Raw genomic sequence first — 14,547 nt, 5'->3', positions numbered from 1 at the left:
GAATGGCGAAGGCGAAAGAAAGCAAGATCCCGCCGGATAAGTTGGCGCTCTACGAGAAACTCCTTGCTACCTGTCCGGAGATTGAACGCAAGGGCGCTGTTCATCCTTATACCTCCTTCAACGGAAATATGTTCACCTATCTCGACCAGACCGGCACGCTCGGGATGCGGCTGCCAAAGGACGATCTGGAAGCATTTCTCAAGAAATATAAGACGATCTTATTCGAGTCTTATGGAGCGGTGAAGAAGGACTACGTAACCGTTCCCGATACGCTCCTGAGTAACACCAAAGAGCTCAAGAAATATCTGGCCATAAGTTATGAGTACGTCAAGACCCTGAAGCCTAAGTAACTCGCAACAGATATTATTCCGATTCGGAAAAATGCTCCCACCCGCGAGGTTCCAGCGGCTCGGAGGTTTTTCCGTTTTGCAGAGTAACGCGAGCCCCACTGCGCTTCGCCTGCAGGATGCGGCCGATTTCGGTGATTGCGATGCCCTTGACGCTGCGCGGCAGTTTTGCGAATGCAGGCGCGGTAAAAAGCAGTTCGTAGTCTTCGCCACCGTGGAGCGCCATTGCTTGCGTCGCTTCCGGGCCCGCAGCGCGACCTAGCGGCAGTGCCGAGGCTATGACTTCCGCTGCCACGCCGGATTCTTCGCAGAGGTGATTCAGATCGGTAGAAAGTCCGTCGCTCAGGTCCATTGCCGCCGAGGCCAGGCCGCGTTTGCGAAGCCAGATTCCCTGAGCAACGCGAGGCTGCGGGAACAAATGAGGGGATGCAGTTCCGGCTGAGGTGAAGTTCGCAAAGCTGCTGGGAGACGCGCCGAGCGCGGCGAGTTCGGCTGCTGCGCCTCCGAGGCTGCCGGTCACATAAATTCGATCGCCCGGCTTTGCGCCAGATCGAAGCAGCGCTTTGCCCTGCGGCACCGAGCCAGTCAGGACAATATCTGCCACCGCGACCGGCGACTCGGCCAGGTCGCCGCCCGCGAGCGGAACCCGGTGCTCAACAGCGAGTGCCAGGAGTCCATCCAAAAATCGTTCCACCCAGGAGCGAGAGCCCTTGGCCGAATGGGGGACCGAACGGGTCAGTTCTCGCGGCAGGCCAAGCGAGAGGAAAGCCGCGACGGGTTTGGCGCCCATGGCCGCCAGATCGCTGAGCCCTCGAGCCAACGTGCGGTGCCCGACCGACTCCGGGGTATGCCAATCCAGCCGAAAATGTCTTCCTTCAATGGAAAGATCAGTGGTTACAGCGAGTTCCTCGCCTGCGCGAGGCCGCAAAAGCGCACAGTCATCGCCTATCCCCAACTGCACTCTGGACTTGATCCCGGACTTGCTCTTCGTCGAAACCGAAATCTCCGCAGTCCGCGCACGAATCGTGCTCAAAAGAGCCAGCTCCCCGGCTCCCGGCTTTCTTGCGGAGTTCAGGCGGATTGCTTTCCGTTGCACCATATCTGAAGCATATCGTGGGAAACCGCAACCCCAGCGCTCGAAGCGCCCCGATCATTTAAACTATTTCTAAGAGAATGACTGAGATTTAGAAAGAATCTGATCTCGATTGATCTACAATTGCCCCTACCAGATCCGGCTACTTTCGTCTACGGCGTCTAACCTTTAGGTTGGGCACTGCGCGAAGCACGGGCTTGTTGTTCCAGGCTCGGCATTCCATGCGGCTAAGGGTGCCTGCGGAGGTGACGTTGAGGGAGTTCTATGCTGCGTAAACGTTATTACATTTTGTTTGTTGCACGGGACGAGGACGGACGCGTCCGGAAGATTTCGCTCCCGGTGCAATACGTATACGGATTTGTTGCCGCCGCACTCGTGGGGACTTTCACGATCGTGGGGCTGGCCGGATCGTATACGCGGATGTTGCTGAAAACAGAGAGCTTTAACCAGATTCGCCAGGAACGTGAGACACTTCGCAAGAACTACCAGCAAATGGCCCAGGTTGCCCATGAACGGGACATTCAGGTTGCCTCTCTCGGCGCGCTGGCCAGCGAAGTAACCGCAATCTACGGCCTGAAACAGAATAAGCTCCCGGGCGGAAAGCATGGTGCAGCTGCCGCAGCGGCCGCTTCCACTCCAGCGACTCTCGCCTTGAGCGATGATGTCAACCAGCAGGAAGTGAAGCTCTCGCTGGATCAGTTCTATGCACTGCGAAACCAGGCGCTCTCCGGTCGCGTCTCCCGAGCGCTTGAGGGAGGTCTGAACCCCGGGTCGGTCTCCGGGCTTACGGATTGGACGCAGATTGCCGATGCGCCCTCGCTCTGGCCCGTTGAGGGCCGCGTGACCTCCGGCTTCGGTGAACGCGAAGATCCATTCAATGGAGAAGGCGCCTTTCACACCGGCATTGACATTTCCGCGCCAACCGGAACCGTCGTTCGCGCGACGGCAGATGGCGTAGTTGATTTAGCTGGCATGAGAAACGGTTATGGCTGGCAAATAGAAATCGATCACGGCCACGGTGTGCGCTCTTCTTATGCCCACCTTTCCGGGATGGTGGCGATCGAAGGTCAGCACGTTGTGCGTGGCCAGGTAATCGGGTATGTCGGCCGCACCGGCCGGTCCACCGGGCCGAATCTGCACTACGAGGTGCGCATCAACAATGTCCCGGTCAATCCGCACAAGTATCTGCGCTCCACTTTCTCTGAGATGACGGCGAACAATCTTCCAGCTTCGACGCCCGCAACATCCGGCAACTGAGAGCCAATCAGGTTCAAACCGAAACAAAAAGGGACAGGCCACAGCCTGTCCCTTTTGTATTGCTTTTCTTTTGTTTCATTTGCCGGTATAGGTGACCCGCCACACGCTGCGCGTTCCGTCATCTGTTACGTAGAGCGAGCCATCCCGGCCTGTGGCGACGCCCACTGGACGGCCCCAGACCTGGCCATCTTTGGTGACGAAGCCGGTAAGGAAGTCTTCGTAGCTGCCGTCCGCGTGGCCATTGTGCATCGGGATGCGGATGACTTCGTACCCAGCGCGGTTAGCGCGGTTCCAAGAGCCATGCTCCGCAGCGAAGGCGTCGCCATCGTACTCCTTGGGAAACTGGCCCGTCGGCGGATAAAAGGTCATTTCTAGTGACGCCATGTGGGGCTGGACCAGGACGTCGGGTGTGATCACCTTGGAGGCAAGGTTGACGCGCTTGCAGTTCTTTGCCTCGTCTTCGGTCAGCGCGGCCGCCTGCAAGTTCGGGCCAGTGCCGTCGGCGCAGGGCTCAGGCAGTCGCGGATCCTGATGGCCGCCCATGTAGTACCAGGGCCATCCATAAAAGCCGCCTTCCTTGACCGAGGTCACGTAATCGGGAACGAGATGGTTGCCAAGATCGTCGCGTTCGTTAGTGGAGCACCAGAGCTGGCCGGTAATCGGATTGATCGCTTCTCCGACGCAGTTGCGAATGCCCGAAGCGTACACCTCGACGAACTTTCCATCCGGGGTGAATTCAAGGACATCCGCGCGGTGGAATTCCTTCGGATGAGTATCAGGGTCGTCAACGTTGGAGCCGGAGCCGACGGAAACCAGCATATGTTGGCCATCTTTGGTGAAGACCACATCACGGGTCCAGTGACCTCCGCCCGTCAGTTGGGCATAGCCGGGAATGTCGGGAACGATGGTTTCCGGTGCGCCCGTCGCGTGCAGGTCGCCTGTGTGGTAGGGAATGCGCTGAATCGTGGTCGCGTTCCCCACGTAGACGTATTTAGGATTCTCCGCCGGGTAAAAGGCGATGCCGAAAGGGTGGTCCAGTCCGATGGCGAATTTCTCGATCCGGGCAGCCTTGCCGGTAGGGCCAACTCCGCGCAGGATCAGGATGGTGCCGGCGCCAGAGTCCGCAACGAAGAGATCGCCATTCGGCGCGGCCCGGATAAGGCGCGGCATCGTAAACGTGCCTGAGCTGAGAGCCATCTTTTCCTTGTTGTCCGCCCGCTGCATGGGGGCCGTATCCCCGCCTGCATAGAGTGTGACCTTGAAACCGGCGGGCGCCACTGGCCACGCACCGGCCGGTTTGGGGATCACATGGGGAGTGTTGTTGACCGACTCCTCTGGTTTGGGTTCCGGCAGGTCGGATAGCGTGATCTTGCGGCGAACGCCGGGTTTCTGCTGGTTCCAGTCCGCAAACGCGGCCTGGCCGGTCACTGTAGTTTTGTGCTCGGAAGTATCGGAAGCCGGAGCGGGATTGGCTGCCGGACTTGCGCCAAAACAGGAGGGAGCAAGCAGAATCGCCGGGGCCAGGCAGAGCGGCGCAAACTTGAAAGGGCGAATGCTGGAAAATAAGGCAAACATAGGACTCCTTGGGTTGAAAGCTGATGGGAATCTTGCCGGAGAGAGTGCTTGATTATTCGGACGCTGGTTCGCATTCGAAGGACGCAATAATTGTATGCAATGGAGCTTGCTTCTGAAAGCAGGCTCATGGCTAAGTATATAAAGTACAGCGATTTATTTCGATTCGCGGTTTTCGGCGTCTCCGTTTCCCGAGCCATTGATCATTTGGAGTGGCAGGTTCTGCGGAAGAGTAGCGATGGCTACGACGCGGTTGCGGTTCTGGGTAATCTGGGCTGTTCGCAGCACCTCTTTCAGGCTGTTGTTTGCGGCATTCGATCCCAGACCGGCGGTCGCGCCCCGCGCCAGGCTTAGCAGCATATTGAGGCTCGCGGCCTGGCTGGCGGCTGTAGCATCGTTGGCCGCGATCTCCACCACGCGAAGCCTCAGCGCGCCCGCCCAGTTCACCGAAGCGGGGTTGACCGACGCAAGAAAGGTAGTGTCCGGTTCCAGCGGCAGCGCCATGCCGAGGACGTGAATACTGCCATCTTCCGTAAAGGGAAGGCCAATTTCGCCCATGCCCCAGGCAATGGAAAGAAGCGGCATTTCAGAATAGTGCTCAGCCAGCAGCGTCGAACCGGAGAAGGGAAGAGCCGCAGTGCGATGCCGATCCAGGATGGAGTGAATCTGTTCCGTCGTGGGAAAGTTCGAGATCGCCACCATGTCATAGGCAATCTGAGCCACGCGCACGGTGCGGCCCTCGCTGGGCAGGCTGTAGATGGTGTGGCCCTCGTAGGTTTCCCTGCCGCTGGCGTGCGCTTCGAGATATCCAGCCAGAGCCTTCCCGTTCAGTTTGCCCACCAGCACCATGGAGTAAGCCACGGGGCCATTCGGTCCGTGCGGATCGGGCATCCGATGCAGCGCCACGGCAGCTTCTTCGAGATCGCGCTCCCAGTCGATCCCGGTGGCGTCGATGAAGCCCTGGTATTCCGGAGCCCGCATCACCGGCTTCAGATTCTTATGCACCAGCGCCCGCAGTGGACGCAGATTGACGTAGACGATGCCGTCCGATTCCGGTAGCAGCCGGGCCGCTTCCGGAGGAGCCTTGAAGCGCAAATAAATCGCCGCCGCCAATACCAGCAGCACAGCGGCTACGATCCAGAGTGTCCTACGGGTGCGTCTGAGCATTGAATACCGTCAGCTTTACGGTACCATTCCGGGCCACGTGGGACTGACGCAGGGCGTATGTTAGTTTCCCGGGGCGGGGTCAAGTTGGGCGCTTAGATGAATGTTGCCGCCGGTTACGTTCAGCTTCTTTGACCAATCAGCAAATCCCTTTTTCTTTATGACAATGTCGTGATTGCCTGCCGCGACGGTGATGGTGGAAGGCGCATTGCCGACGAATGCGCCGTCGATTTCAATGTCCGCACCGGCGGGGGTGGAGTCTATGGAAACGGTCGTCTGAGCAATTGAGCCAGATGGTGCGTTCGCGGCAGCGGTCATTGAAGTCACCACGCCGAATTTCGTCATATCCAGATGCATGTCGCCTTCAACAAACGCAGTGATCTCCGTGCCCTGAGGAATTGTGCTGTCCTTGCCGTGAATGAACAGAAAGAGTGGGGCAGCGGGAAAGAACACAATTGAAGTCGCCACCATTGCGCCCGTCATTGCGCCAACATGGCCACCTCCCTTGGTGTCTTTGGTCGCACGCAGAGAAGCTTTCTCGTTGTCGGAAAGTCGAGCGTAGGAAATGCTGATATTCAGCTTTCCAGCCCTACCCATGGACTTCTTGTGTTCGGCCTCTGTTACCGTTCCGAGAGCTGTGGCTCCTTTTGGTAGCACAACAACATTGTCGACTTTAATTTCCTCCACAACCTCAAAAGGTATCTCCTGGTTCACCTTGGCGTCCGCGGAAGAGATTGTCTGGGTGAGGCGGAGTTTCACAGGGGTGCCGTCTAGCAAGGTGTGCGGTTGAACTGATCCGGCATCCGAAGTTGGAAGAGGAGCAGAGCTATTCGCCACTGTGGATGTTTCCTGTGCGACAAGTGAGGTGGTCAAGGCACATACTAACGCAGTAAGACAGAGTCTCTGTAGCTTCATATTTAACTCCAGGATTTAATAGCATGGGGTAGCTAATGAATTCTATGGCTATTCTGTAACTCTGGCAATTTTACGAGTGTTCCGGATGGTGGATCTGACAGGCCGTAGCACAAGACAGGGCTTTTTCATCTGTTCAAGGTGGACGAAAAAGCCCGGTCAAGACGGGTGATCGAAGCCATTTATAACGGTTTCAAAGTTACTCGACGTCAGTAACTTTGCCGGCCTTAAAGACGACCTTCATCCCGTCGTAGTAGTAGATCTGCTTCGCACCCAGATCCGCCGTCTTCAGCGGAGGGCCGAGGATTGTCTTCACCTGGTCCACGGTCTGTCCCAATGCGACGCTCGGCGGCGGGCCCGACGGAGCAACGGTGCCAATCGGGGAGCCATTCTCCGTCGTTGCCGCCGCGGTTACCTCGGCCTCGGCCTGGTCGGCATCCTTGGCCTGCGCCTGCAGATCGGCAGCGTCCTTCGGGTCTGGCGGAGGCGCAACCGCAGCGTACTCCGTCTGGGTCGGGGGAGCCTGAGCCGAAGTTGGCGCTGCCGGAATTCCGCCGGTGCCCTGCTTGGCCTGCAGATCCTTCAGGCCAAGATCAATCGTCTCCCGCATGTGGTTCTGCATCTCCTGCAGATCGGTCAGGTTGACGGCGACGGTGGCAGTTCTCTGGCACTCTTTTCCGCCCTTGCTGGCAAGAACGACCAGATCCGCAGTGGTTGCGTCCCCGGGCGGCGGAGAAACCAGCTGCAAAGCATCTCCTTCGCTCACGGCGCACTCAGCGCCAGTGCTGTCCGTCAGATCCAATCCACTCCCGACAACAAAGACGTGCGGTTTCCCATCCCCGAGCAGACGAGCGATTCCGCTGGAGCCGGGGTCGACATCCTGCTTCTGCGCAGTCTGCGCGGCTTCCGCGTTCTCCAGCGCAATCTGGTTCTTCACCTCATCGGCAATCAACTGCTTAGCTTCCGGAGTCAGCGCCGGAGGTCCGCCTGCTGCGATGGCTTCTCCAGCAGCGACGGCAGCTTCCTGGCGAGCCGCGTAGGCAGCCTGCAAATCCTGCGCGATGATGTAGTCCGTCAGCCAGAATGCAGCGCTGGCATACACCGGATATGGTGTAAAGAAGCCGCCGTAGAACCCGTACCACGGAGCACCGGCCCATCCCCATCCGAAAGTAATTGGCGCTGCCCAAGGATTGTAGGCCCATCCGTAGAAGCCAGGGCCATAGTAATAGCCGGGAGCGTAGACATTCAGATACATGCCACGATATCCGTAGCCGCGGTAATAGCGGTCATACTCCCGTCCATGGTAGTAGTACGAGCGGCGACCGAAGTCGTGGCCGTGATAACCATACCCGCGCTGTACATATCCGGGGCGTCCGCGCTCGGCGTACATTCTGCCGTGGCCTGGGAGTTCTCTCGAAACGTGACGGGATCCATCCAGTCCGTGGTGCACATCAATACCGCGCCTGGCGTCATGAACATCGCTCACGTGTCCATCCGGGCGGGTGCGGACTGCGGAGCCGGTCTTGGTGACGTGCTCGGTAGTTCCCTTGGGAACGGGACGGCTGATAGCTGAGTGGCTGGCGGTTGTGCCCTTGGGTGCGCCACCACTGGCAGCGCCGTGCCCCGCAGTCCCCGCCGTCATTGTGTGGCCGGCTCCGGCTGTTCCGCCGGCGGTCGTCGTATGACCGGCAGTCGAAGTAGTAGTAGTGTGTCCGGCGGTCGTCGTAGTAGTGTGCCCCGCCGTCGTAGTCGTTGTGTGACCAGCAGTAGTGGTGGTAGTGTGACCGGCGGTCGTCGAAGTATGCGCTGCGCCTCCGGCCGCACCTCCAGCCGGATGAGACGCGGGTGCGGCCGCTGCATGCGCAGGTGCGGATGGCGCTTTAGCGGGTGCGGATGGCTTCGTCGCGGCGACGCCGGACAGACTGCTCCACCCAAAAACCAGGGCAACGGTCGCAACTGCCAGAGTCCCTTTGCCAGTTAGCGAAATGTTTTGCTTAACCATCGAATAGCCTCCCTTTTGTGAAGCCACGGATCCCGCGCTCGATCCAAGATGCCGGGAAGCCTGCAGCGTACTTGCGGAACAATGGACTACCTACTGAACATCACTTACTTTCCCGTTGGTGAAGGTTACCTTCATATCCTTGTAGAAGTAGATCTCCTTGGTTCCGGCTAACTTAGCCGTCCTAACTGGTTGGCCGAATCCAGCTACAACCTGATCCTTAGTTTGTCCCACGGCGATCGTCGGCGGGGGAGCGTCCGCAGGCGGTGGCGGCGGCGCAATTGCGGCCATAGGAGCCGAGGTCGGCGTTGGAGCCGGTGCTTGCGCTTGAGCCTGTCCCTGCGCTGGAGCAGCCGATTGTCCTGACGCCTGATCGTTTTGATTTCCCTTATCCTTGTCGTCCGGCGGCTGAACTGTAATTACCTCCGACACTGTCTTGACAAAATCGTCGACCGGCGGGACGGAACCTTTAGGGAACGGAAACTTGATTTCGCCGAAATAGCGAACATCGTTATAAGGATCGCTGAAGGTGCTGACTAGAATGCCATCCTTTAACAAAGCGACATCGGTAACCCAAAACTTCTCGCCGGAAACAAACTTTCGCGAGGTGCAACCGTTGTTAGCCGCATCCGTGACACCGCCGCCACCACCAAATGGGAGCTTGCCTTTGAAGAAATTCTTAGCCGCATCTTTGGCGCGATTGTTGTAATTCGCGGCCAGCACGCCGTTGCTGTAAGTGTTGGAGAAGGCATAAGAAGAGGCGGAGCTGCACATCATCAACCCGTCCTTATGCAACACAACAACGTCGCCCGCAGTAACGATGTCATCGTGCGCGGCTGCGGCCTTGGTCAGCTTGATCTGGGATACAAGCTTTTCCTTGATCAATGTGCCGGGATCACCTACCTGCGCCTGCGCGGAAAGCGCGAAAACCACCACAAGGGAGAATATGAATGCACTCAATCTACGCATCTGAGTCATGACCTTCCATTTCCTTTGTTGTTGGGGGACCCGTCGCCGGTCAGACAGAAAGTACACCAAGGCTATAGTCAAGTCAAGGAAGTCTTGAAAGCGTTAAAAATGCGCTCCATTTCTGCCTTTTCGCATACTTTCAGCCCAGTAACCATGCCTTGCAGGCGCGTTAAGTACCCATAATTTGCCTTCTGAAGTAACTTCACAGAAATCTAAATTGAACAGTTCCATCTAATTTCTATATGCGTGAAAGTCCAGGCATTTTCGTCACGTTGGACCAAATAATTGTTGTCAATTTTCTATTGCAATTCACCGACGTGTGTAATTTTTGACCTGAATTTTGACTTGAACGAAAAGTCGGCGAGACCCGGCGCGAATCGTTCATCGCCTCAGCGTGCATCCCTCCGCTTCTGAACCAGATCTGAGCCAGGTCACGACAAGACAAGACGAGAGGTGGCTCTGGCCCTGGTTCGAAGCTCCGGCTCGACCCGGCGTAGACCGGTTTGCCCCTCCAACGCCGCTGTGCTAATCTTTACTTCTGTGCCGAAAGCGCGGCGGGATCAAGTGTGCCCGCAGAGTTTGGGTTCAGATCACCGGATTTCCGGTAAAGTTTTGCTGGCGTAGCTCAGCTGGTAGAGCATCTGATTTGTAATCAGAGGGTCGGGGGTTCAAATCCCTTCGCCAGCTCCACGCATCGCGGCCTGAGGGCCGTGCCTGAGTGTAAGACCGGGCCAGAATACGGGCACGGCAAGAAAAGTTATTTGGATAGACCGATTCAGCGCATTCCCGAGTCGATTTCGGAAGTTCAGGAAGGTCAATCCAGTCCTCCGCGGTAAATCCCCAGAGGCGTCGCTCCACAGGTCCGGTCATCCGGATAAACCGGAGATTTCCGGAGAGGGTGGAATGCGCCAAAGTAGGGTTTCGGTGGTGGACGAGAAGATGGGCACAGGTGGCCGAGTGGTTAATGGCAGCAGACTGTAAATCTGCCGTCCTTTGGGACTACGAAGGTTCGAATCCTTCCCTGTGCACCAGCATGTTTCAGGTTTTTGTTGTTATGGATTGAGGGTTGGCGGGATGCGCGAGCTGGATGGTCCTGAGCAGAATCCGGGGTTCGATCCGGAGCAGGTTCAGGAACGAAAGCCTGGTTCGAGGCAAGACCAGAAATTCTGGGTGGCCATGGGGGCCTTCGGCATTCTGGCGGCGGTAATCTGGTTTACTCTTGGCGAGGGCACTGTCTTCGCCTTTGGCAGGCCGGTCGAAATTAAGCTGATTCCGCTCTTCGTCATCGGGATGTTTGTCCTCCGGACCATGGTGGCTCGCGAGGCAGACAAAATCCGGCGGCGAAGTGAGGATGAGGCCGGTAAGCTGTAAAGAGGGCTGATGTAGCTCAGTTGGTAGAGCACTCCCTTGGTAAGGGAGAGGTCACCGGTTCAATCCCGGTCATCAGCTCCAGGGTTCAGGTAGCACAGGTAGTTGTCAGGGCGGGAGTAACTCAGTGGTAGAGTCACAGCCTTCCAAGCTGTTGGTCGCGAGTTCGATCCTCGTCTCCCGCTCCAGTTTTTGAAGGTGCAACGGTCGCGCAGGGGTTAGGCAAAAATGTTTGAGCAGGCGGTTTTCCCGGTCCAGAACGAACAGGGCTTTCAGCAGTTGTCCCAGCGGATTGAAGCGGCCTTTGCCGCCAATCGCGCCGATCTTTTTCTGGCTTCCGTGGCCGGGAAGAAGCTGCGGGTGAGGCAGTTTGAGCTGGTGTTGGACAAAGGCTTGCTCGGCAAGGATTCGCCGGAGTTGTATAAGGCGCTTCCGACCAGCGACCAGGCATTGATTCGGGAAAAGTACCTGGCCCGCATCGAAAAGGTGCCGGTCGAGCTGCGGCAAAGGTTTTTGAAGATCTACGCATACTATTGATTCCGCCGTTGAATGAGCTCTTGGATGCACAGATTTTCATGTGAGTATGAACCGCTCACTGTAGAGTGGCAGGTTAGAAGTATAAGAAGGGACTGAGGTTAGCCATGGCGAAGGAAAAATTTGACCGGTCTAAGCCGCACGTGAACGTGGGAACGATCGGGCATATCGATCACGGAAAGACGACGTTGACGGCGGCGATCACGAAGGTATTGTCGAAGCACAATCCGAAGATCCAGTTCCGTTCGTTCGACACGATTGACAACGCGCCGGAAGAGCGGGAGCGCGGCATTACGATCGCGACAGCGCACGTGGAGTATGAGACGGCCAACCGTCACTATGCGCACGTCGACTGCCCGGGCCACGCCGACTACATCAAGAACATGATCACCGGCGCGGCGCAGATGGATGGCGGCATTCTGGTGGTTGCGGCCACCGACGGCCCGATGCCCCAGACCAAGGAGCACGTGCTGCTGGCCCGCCAGGTTGGCGTTCCCTCACTGGTAGTGTTTCTGAACAAGTGCGACGCGGTCGAGGACGAAGAGCTGGTTGAACTGGTGGAAATGGAAGTGCGCGAGCTGCTCTCCAAGTACCAGTTCCCGGGCGACGACGTTCCGGTCATTCGCGGATCTGCTCTCGGCGCCCTGAATGGCGAAGCGCAGTGGGAAGCCAAGATTGATGAGCTGATGGATGCGGTCGACAAGTACGTTCCGCAGCCGGACCGCATGGTCGATCTGCCCTTCCTGATGCCGATCGAAGATATCTTCTCGATCTCCGGACGCGGCACGGTGGTTACGGGCCGTATCGAGCGCGGCAAGGTGAAGGTAGGCGAGGAAGTTGAAATCGTCGGCTTCCGCGAGACGCGCAAGACAGTAGTAACGGGCGTCGAAATGTTCAAGAAGCAGTTGGACGAAGGTCTGGCGGGCGACAATGCCGGCCTGCTGCTGCGCGGCATTGCCAAGGACGACGTGGAGCGCGGCATGGTTCTGGCCAAGACCGGTTCGATCAAGCCGCACACCAAGTTCAAAGGCGAGGTTTACGTTCTGAGCAAGGAAGAAGGCGGCCGTCATACGCCGTTCTTCAACGGCTACCGTCCCCAGTTCTACTTCCGCACCACGGACGTGACGGGCACGGCGAAGCTTCCTGCGGGCACGGAGATGGTGATGCCGGGCGACAATATCCAGCTGGAGATCGAGCTGCACACGCCGGTTGCGATGGAAAAGGGCCTGCGTTTCGCCATCCGCGAAGGCGGCAGGACAGTCGGCGCCGGGGCCATCTCGGAGATTATCGCTTAGTAGCAGCGAATAGGGATTAGGGAACAGGAAGACGAGTTCCCTGATCCCTCAGAAATTCAAGAAGACCGGCGCAGAGCAGATCTACGCCGAATCAGTTAGGATACGAAGATGCGGGAAATTGTGACATTGCAGTGCACTGAGTGCAAGGAGCGCAACTACACGACGACGAAGAACAAGAAGACGACCACCGGCCGTCTCGAGTTCGCGAAGTTCTGCAAGCGCTGCCGTACCCACCGGAAGCACAGAGAAACGAAGTAAAGCAGGGAACAGGGATTAGGGGATAGGGAATAGATGGCCGCGAATTGGCTCCAAGCTACTCCCTTTTCCCTATTTCCTAGTCCCTCGAATTTAGGGGCGTAAGCTCAACGGTTAAACTGTCGGTCTCCAAAACCGAACTTGGGGGTTCGAATCCCTCCGCCCCTGCCAGATTGAGTGCCATTCCAAGTGCAGTAACCTCCGGATCGACTTCGGATAGCAAAGGCGAGTAGAAGTATGGCAAAGACAGCATTGGTTGCAGGCGAGCAGTCCACTAACCCCAAGCAGAATCAGTTGGTGGAACGGACGACGGCTACATACCAGCAGGCTCGCACCTTCCTGACGGACGTGCGCGCCGAAATGCGGAAAGTGGTTACGCCCTCGCGCAAGGAAGTCCAGGCGACCACAACCGTGGTCCTCGTGACGGTCTTCATTTTTGCCGCTTATTTCTGGGTTGTGGATGGTGTTTTCAATTTTGGACTGACTAAACTGACGAGTCTGCTTGTAGGTCCGCAGTAGCCGTGAGAGAGACACAGGGAATGACAGACGAATTGGAGCAACAACCCGAACCGGTACAACCGCCGCAGAATGAGAATTTTAAGTGGTATATTCTGCACGCCTATTCGGGCTTTGAGCGCAAGGTGAAGGAATCCCTGGAGAGCCGCATTCAGGCATTTGGCCTGGAAAGCAAATTCGGCCGCATAATGATTCCCACCGAGCCTGTGACTGAAACGGTCAACGGCAAAAAGCGTACCATCGAGCGTGTCTTCCTGCCTGGCTACGTGCTGATCGAGATGGAACTCGACAACCAGATCTGGCACATCATCAAGGAAACCCCGCGCGTTACCGGCTTTCTGGGTACGGGCGACAAGCCGGTTGCTCTGAGCGAAGAAGAGATCAGCTCCCTGCTCAATCGCTCCGATGAATCCAAAGAGAAGCCGCGCCAGAAGATCCGGTTCGAAAAGAACGAGTCCGTCCGCATTACAGACGGCCCCTTTGCCAACTTCAACGGTATCGTGGACGAAGTCAACGAAGATCGCGAGACCCTCAAGGTTATGGTCACCATCTTCGGACGCTCCACGCCAGTTGAGTTGGAGTTCGGCAAAGTCGAGAAGATTGAGTAAGGCAGCTTCTAGCTATTAGCTTCCAGCTTCTAGCCGGTGTGTTACCTAGCGTGCTCCGGTTGCAAGCGAACGCTCGAGCGGCTTTACCAAAATTGATTCAAGGAAATGCATCAGCTAAAGCTAGCGGCTAGGAGCTGGCAGCTGTTTCCGAAGGAAACGAACATGGCACCTCCGAAGAAAATTACAGGCTACGTCAAGCTGCAGATCGAAGCTGGCAAGGCAACTCCCGCACCTCCAGTCGGCCCCGCGCTCGGTCAGGCGCAGGTCAATATCATGGAGTTCTGCAAGCAGTTCAACGCGCGTACCCAGACCAAGGAGATGGCCGGACTCACCATCCCGGTCGTGATCACCGTTTACGGCGACCGAACCTTCACCTTCGTCACCAAGACTCCGCCCGCATCGAACCTCCTGCTTCGCGCAGCCGGCATCCCCAAAGGCGCCGCAGTCCCGAACAAAGACAAGGTCGGCAAGGTCACGGAAAAGCAAGTCCGCGAAATCGCCGAGACCAAGCTTCCCGACCTGAACGCCGCCTCGGTCGAGGCCGCAATCAAGAGCATCAAGGGAACTGCCCGCTCCATGGGCATCGAAGTAGTCGCCTAGCGCCTCTTCGTTCATTTCCTGGTCCGCCCAAAAGCCCTCCCGCTCGGAGGGCTTTTGT

General features: G+C 57.4%; 15 protein-coding genes and 5 tRNA genes. 14 read left to right on the top strand and 6 right to left on the bottom strand.

The features are described 5' to 3' along the window. Positions 1–2 precede the first annotated feature (2 nt). A complete protein-coding gene (locus OHL23_RS02980) occupies positions 3–350 on the top strand; it encodes a hypothetical protein (RefSeq protein WP_263350285.1) in 348 nt (115 codons plus the stop codon). Positions 351–363: 13 nt separating this feature from the next. Here the strand turns inward: OHL23_RS02980 and thiL are convergent, their stop codons facing one another. After that, positions 364–1,380: a thiamine-phosphate kinase gene (thiL, locus tag OHL23_RS02975; protein WP_263350284.1), complete on the bottom strand. Its 1,017-nt coding sequence runs from the start codon at positions 1,378–1,380 to the stop codon at positions 364–366. A 324-nt stretch (positions 1,381–1,704) separates the two neighbouring features. On the opposite strand from thiL, the gene OHL23_RS02970 reads away from it, so the two are divergent. Next, complete coding sequence (locus OHL23_RS02970) at positions 1,705–2,697, top strand: M23 family metallopeptidase (protein ID WP_317891643.1); 993 nt, start codon at positions 1,705–1,707, stop codon at positions 2,695–2,697. 75 nt (positions 2,698–2,772) lie between these two features. On the opposite strand, the gene OHL23_RS02965 is transcribed toward OHL23_RS02970, so the two are convergent. The 5 genes from OHL23_RS02965 to OHL23_RS02945 form a co-directional block, all read right to left on the bottom strand. Then, on the bottom strand, positions 2,773–4,272 hold the full coding sequence (locus tag OHL23_RS02965; protein WP_263350283.1) for a PQQ-dependent sugar dehydrogenase: 1,500 nt from the start codon (positions 4,270–4,272) through the stop codon (positions 2,773–2,775). A gap of 153 nt (positions 4,273–4,425) precedes the next feature. Then, on the bottom strand, positions 4,426–5,436 hold the full coding sequence (locus tag OHL23_RS02960) for a hypothetical protein (RefSeq protein WP_263350282.1): 1,011 nt from the start codon (positions 5,434–5,436) through the stop codon (positions 4,426–4,428). A gap of 60 nt (positions 5,437–5,496) precedes the next feature. Continuing rightward, positions 5,497–6,348 carry a PEGA domain-containing protein gene (locus tag OHL23_RS02955; RefSeq protein ID WP_263350281.1) on the bottom strand — a complete coding sequence of 284 codons (852 nt, stop codon included), beginning with the start codon at positions 6,346–6,348 and terminating at the stop codon, positions 5,497–5,499. A 196-nt stretch (positions 6,349–6,544) separates the two neighbouring features. Next, a complete protein-coding gene (locus tag OHL23_RS02950) occupies positions 6,545–8,347 on the bottom strand; it encodes a hypothetical protein (protein ID WP_263350280.1) in 1,803 nt (600 codons plus the stop codon). 90 nt (positions 8,348–8,437) lie between these two features. Next, entirely contained in the window at positions 8,438–9,322 is an 885-nt protein-coding gene (locus OHL23_RS02945) for a hypothetical protein (RefSeq protein ID WP_263350279.1), read from the bottom strand. A gap of 605 nt (positions 9,323–9,927) precedes the next feature. Between OHL23_RS02945 and OHL23_RS02940 the strand changes: the two genes are divergently transcribed. The 12 genes from OHL23_RS02940 to rplK all read left to right on the top strand — a co-directional run bounded on the left by OHL23_RS02940 (position 9,928) and on the right by rplK (position 14,489). Beyond that, positions 9,928–10,003: transfer RNA gene (locus tag OHL23_RS02940), tRNA-Thr, on the top strand. A gap of 253 nt (positions 10,004–10,256) precedes the next feature. Further along, a tRNA-Tyr gene (locus tag OHL23_RS02935) sits at positions 10,257–10,344 on the top strand. Between the two features lie 43 nt (positions 10,345–10,387). Continuing rightward, the gene (locus OHL23_RS02930) at positions 10,388–10,684 is read left to right on the top strand and encodes a hypothetical protein (protein ID WP_263350278.1); all 297 of its coding nucleotides are present in this window, start codon (positions 10,388–10,390) and stop codon (positions 10,682–10,684) included. Between the two features lie 5 nt (positions 10,685–10,689). Then, positions 10,690–10,765: transfer RNA gene (locus OHL23_RS02925), tRNA-Thr, on the top strand. A 29-nt stretch (positions 10,766–10,794) separates the two neighbouring features. Next, positions 10,795–10,869 (top strand) — tRNA-Gly (locus OHL23_RS02920). A gap of 40 nt (positions 10,870–10,909) precedes the next feature. Beyond that, positions 10,910–11,218: a hypothetical protein gene (locus OHL23_RS02915; protein WP_263350277.1), complete on the top strand. Its 309-nt coding sequence runs from the start codon at positions 10,910–10,912 to the stop codon at positions 11,216–11,218. A 104-nt stretch (positions 11,219–11,322) separates the two neighbouring features. Continuing rightward, complete coding sequence (gene tuf, locus OHL23_RS02910; protein ID WP_263350276.1) at positions 11,323–12,510, top strand: elongation factor Tu; 1,188 nt, start codon at positions 11,323–11,325, stop codon at positions 12,508–12,510. A 108-nt stretch (positions 12,511–12,618) separates the two neighbouring features. Beyond that, positions 12,619–12,768 carry a 50S ribosomal protein L33 gene (rpmG, locus tag OHL23_RS02905; RefSeq protein ID WP_263350275.1) on the top strand — a complete coding sequence of 50 codons (150 nt, stop codon included), beginning with the start codon at positions 12,619–12,621 and terminating at the stop codon, positions 12,766–12,768. 92 nt (positions 12,769–12,860) lie between these two features. Then, positions 12,861–12,936, top strand: a tRNA-Trp gene (locus OHL23_RS02900). Between the two features lie 66 nt (positions 12,937–13,002). After that, positions 13,003–13,284, top strand: coding sequence for a preprotein translocase subunit SecE (secE, locus tag OHL23_RS02895; protein WP_263350274.1), 282 nt, complete (start codon positions 13,003–13,005; stop codon positions 13,282–13,284). 20 nt (positions 13,285–13,304) lie between these two features. Next, positions 13,305–13,889, top strand: a complete 585-nt coding sequence (gene nusG, locus OHL23_RS02890; RefSeq protein ID WP_263350273.1) for a transcription termination/antitermination protein NusG — start codon at positions 13,305–13,307, stop codon at positions 13,887–13,889. Positions 13,890–14,051: 162 nt separating this feature from the next. Further along, the gene (rplK, locus tag OHL23_RS02885) at positions 14,052–14,489 is read left to right on the top strand and encodes a 50S ribosomal protein L11 (RefSeq protein ID WP_263350272.1); all 438 of its coding nucleotides are present in this window, start codon (positions 14,052–14,054) and stop codon (positions 14,487–14,489) included. Positions 14,490–14,547: the final 58 nt, after the last annotated feature.

Source organism: Acidicapsa acidisoli (assembly GCF_025685625.1).
GTDB classification, from domain to species: domain Bacteria; phylum Acidobacteriota; class Terriglobia; order Terriglobales; family Acidobacteriaceae; genus Acidicapsa; species Acidicapsa acidisoli.
Note: the sequence above shows the minus strand (reverse complement) of the source record. Positions and strands in the feature narration are given on the sequence as shown.

Excerpts from the sequence above, each read along its gene's own strand:
- OHL23_RS02980 (WP_263350285.1), top strand. The coding sequence starts at position 3 with ATGGCGAAGGCGAAAGAAAGCAAGATCCCGCCGGATAAGTTGGCGCTC.
- OHL23_RS02970 (WP_317891643.1), top strand. The coding sequence starts at position 1,705 with ATGCTGCGTAAACGTTATTACATTTTGTTTGTTGCACGGGACGAGGAC.
- OHL23_RS02965 (WP_263350283.1), bottom strand. The coding sequence starts at position 4,272 with ATGTTTGCCTTATTTTCCAGCATTCGCCCTTTCAAGTTTGCGCCGCTC.
- OHL23_RS02960 (WP_263350282.1), bottom strand. The coding sequence starts at position 5,436 with ATGCTCAGACGCACCCGTAGGACACTCTGGATCGTAGCCGCTGTGCTG.
- OHL23_RS02955 (WP_263350281.1), bottom strand. The coding sequence starts at position 6,348 with ATGAAGCTACAGAGACTCTGTCTTACTGCGTTAGTATGTGCCTTGACC.
- OHL23_RS02950 (WP_263350280.1), bottom strand. The coding sequence starts at position 8,347 with ATGGTTAAGCAAAACATTTCGCTAACTGGCAAAGGGACTCTGGCAGTT.
- OHL23_RS02945 (WP_263350279.1), bottom strand. The coding sequence starts at position 9,322 with ATGACTCAGATGCGTAGATTGAGTGCATTCATATTCTCCCTTGTGGTG.
- OHL23_RS02930 (WP_263350278.1), top strand. The coding sequence starts at position 10,388 with ATGCGCGAGCTGGATGGTCCTGAGCAGAATCCGGGGTTCGATCCGGAG.
- OHL23_RS02915 (WP_263350277.1), top strand. The coding sequence starts at position 10,910 with ATGTTTGAGCAGGCGGTTTTCCCGGTCCAGAACGAACAGGGCTTTCAG.
- tuf (WP_263350276.1), top strand. The coding sequence starts at position 11,323 with ATGGCGAAGGAAAAATTTGACCGGTCTAAGCCGCACGTGAACGTGGGA.
- rpmG (WP_263350275.1), top strand. The coding sequence starts at position 12,619 with ATGCGGGAAATTGTGACATTGCAGTGCACTGAGTGCAAGGAGCGCAAC.
- secE (WP_263350274.1), top strand. The coding sequence starts at position 13,003 with ATGGCAAAGACAGCATTGGTTGCAGGCGAGCAGTCCACTAACCCCAAG.
- nusG (WP_263350273.1), top strand. The coding sequence starts at position 13,305 with ATGACAGACGAATTGGAGCAACAACCCGAACCGGTACAACCGCCGCAG.
- rplK (WP_263350272.1), top strand. The coding sequence starts at position 14,052 with ATGGCACCTCCGAAGAAAATTACAGGCTACGTCAAGCTGCAGATCGAA.